2 protein-coding genes are annotated in these 2,461 nt (G+C 66.6%); one reads left to right on the plus strand and one right to left on the minus strand.

The annotated features are described in order from the left end of the window. Positions 1-484: 484 nt before the first annotated feature. Positions 485-784, minus strand: a complete 300-nt coding sequence (locus AB0J68_RS30895; RefSeq protein WP_363942267.1) for a hypothetical protein — start codon at positions 782-784, stop codon at positions 485-487. Positions 785-1,520: 736 nt separating this feature from the next. Between AB0J68_RS30895 and AB0J68_RS30900 the strand changes: the two genes are divergently transcribed. Further along, positions 1,521-2,303 carry a transposase family protein gene (locus tag AB0J68_RS30900; protein WP_363942269.1) on the plus strand — a complete coding sequence of 261 codons (783 nt, stop codon included), beginning with the start codon at positions 1,521-1,523 and terminating at the stop codon, positions 2,301-2,303. Positions 2,304-2,461: the final 158 nt, after the last annotated feature.

Genomic DNA, 2,461 nt, shown 5'->3' on the forward strand with positions numbered 1-2,461 from the left:
TCCAGTCAGTGTTGACTGCGGTGATCACCTGCACCCAGGGATCCTGACCGACCGTCCTGACTAGACAGACACCGGGGTTACGAGACGTCCCTTAGGCTGGGGTCCTTCGGTTGTGATTCAGAGCCCGGATCGAACGAGGGGATCCTTCGTCGCCGCCACCTGGGTCAAGAGCGGGCCGAGTGAAGGTGGCCCCGAATCGGCGAAGGACAACGTCAGCCCGATAACCGTGACCGGCACGTTCTCCTGCCGAAGCCGTCGATAGTTTGCGCATGTACTACCTTGCGCTGCGGTAGTGGCTCGGGACCGAGCCGGGCCCACCGCAGCCGCGCATCGGCGAGGAGCGGAAGCGGCGCGGTAGGGGTTGTGTGGTCTGGTGCTCACGGGAGGACAGGCACCAGTCACGTCTTGGGTCGGGGGCTGGAGGCTGGCCCCCGTTCATCCGTACGGCCTCGACACGTTCACTCGTACGCCGGCAGCCCTACCCTTAAAGCAGATGCCCCTGCGGCGCGGGCCGCGTCGAGGCCGGTCGACCGCGACACCGGGAAAGTGCGTGGGCCGGATTGCGGATCGGCTGCGGATCCTGGCCCGATGGCATCGGGCCCTTGAGGTCCACGACGACGATGTCCACCGCCATCGGAGTGCCCATCGCGGCTGTGCGGTCCGCAGATCGCGTCGCAACCCGCTTCACCTGCATTAGCCCCTGCTGGCTTGAGTCTTCGCAGCTGAGCAGGATCTGGTGCAGCAACCAAGCTGGGCGGTCGTCGTCCTCGTACACGTTCAGCACCGCCAAACCATCGACGTCTGAGCCACCGCCACCCTCCCCATTCGGCTCGTCGCGGCCGACTTTCTGGACCTGCCGACGCCAACCTGCCTCTGGGGCATCGCCCAACGACGCTTGCGATACCGAGGCGGCCAGCACCCCACCGACGGCGTCTACGACCGACTAACCTGGAGCTTCATCCGATACATCCTCAGCTACCGGCGCCGGATGCGACCCCGCGTGCAGCACCTCGTCCGAGAACACGCACCCCATGCCCGACTGATCACGCTCACCAGCCGCCGGCAAGTCAACCTCTTCATCAAACGGCTGCAGCGAGACGAGCCGCCGCGGACGAGTCGGCAGTCGACACAGCAGCCGCCGGGCCGATGATCAAGCCGCGCCCCGCCCAGGAACCGACGCAACTGCGCAACGGCTCTCCTTAGGGATCGACGGATCGTTGGGGCCGCCACGGATGCGCTCGGCCTCCCCGGCTGAGGAGCGCGGGCCGGTTGCGCCCTGCTCCCAATCTGCTCCCAATTTAAGGGGCAAGAACGCGAAAGCCCGTTACCGGTGGTTCCGGCGACGGGCTCGCTACCTGCTAATATTTACGGTGGGCGATACTGGGATCGAACCAGTGAGCCTTTTCCAGGCTGATCATGCAGGTCAGGGCAGTTGCGGCGGTCCCGGTGATCGATGGGTGCGAGGCTCCAGGTAGGACAGCTGTCGACCAAGACTCGAAGCCCCAACCGGGAGCCTCGCCATGCTGTCCTACCCCGCCACGAATCCGTTGTCCAGCCGCACCCTGAACCACCTCGCCGAACGCATCCGCGGTCACCGTCAGCAGCGCCGATCACGATGGCGGCGCCTCGCACCCGGCCGGCAGGCGCTGCTCGCTCTGGCCCCTCTCCGCAACGGCGACACCTACACCCGACTCGCGGCTGGCTTCGAGATCGGCGTCGCCACTGCCTGGCGCTACGTCCAGGAAGCGATAGCCCTGCTCAGCGCGGCAGCCGACGACCTGGACACCGCAATGCGACGCATCCGGCTACTGGCATACGCGATCCTGGACGGCACGCTGATCCCGATCGACCGGATCGCCGAGCAGAAGCCCTACTACAGCGGCAAACACAAACGCCACGGCGTGAACGTGCAGGTCATCGCCGATGCCGCCGGCCGCCTCGTGTGGGCATCACCGGCGCTGCCCGGTTCGGCACACGACCTGACCGCCGCCCGCCATCACGGCATCATCGATGCCCTGACCAGCGCGGACGTGATGACCTTCGCCGACAAGGGCTACCAGGGCGCCCACGGTAGCGTCCGCACCCCGTTCAAGCGGCGCCGCTTCCGGCCAAAGCTGTCACACAGGCACAAGGCCCTGAACCGGGCCCACGCGAAGATCCGCGCCCGGGGAGAACGAGCGATCGCCACGCTCAAGACCTGGAAGATCCTGGTCAAGCTGCGCTGCTGCCCACGCCGAGCCGCCACGATCGTCCAGGCCATCCTCGTCCTGCACCACGTCGAAGCGAACCGCTACGCAGGATGAAAATGGCTGTGACCTCTTCGGTGTGAAGAGAGTGCTCTTCTCAGCAAGTTGGCCCACCCGGGCGCGCGGCAAGCCGCGCCATCATGCGCTTGCCCCCACCTCAACGGCCCCCGCCAACCAACCTGACAACCGCAGAGACGTAACGCCCCCACTGCCCC

Origin of the sequence: Micromonospora sp. NPDC049580 (assembly GCF_040675595.1) — a bacterium.
GTDB lineage: Bacteria > Actinomycetota > Actinomycetes > Mycobacteriales > Micromonosporaceae > Micromonospora.

Excerpts from the sequence above, each read along its gene's own strand:
- AB0J68_RS30900 (WP_363942269.1), top strand. The coding sequence starts at position 1,521 with ATGCTGTCCTACCCCGCCACGAATCCGTTGTCCAGCCGCACCCTGAAC.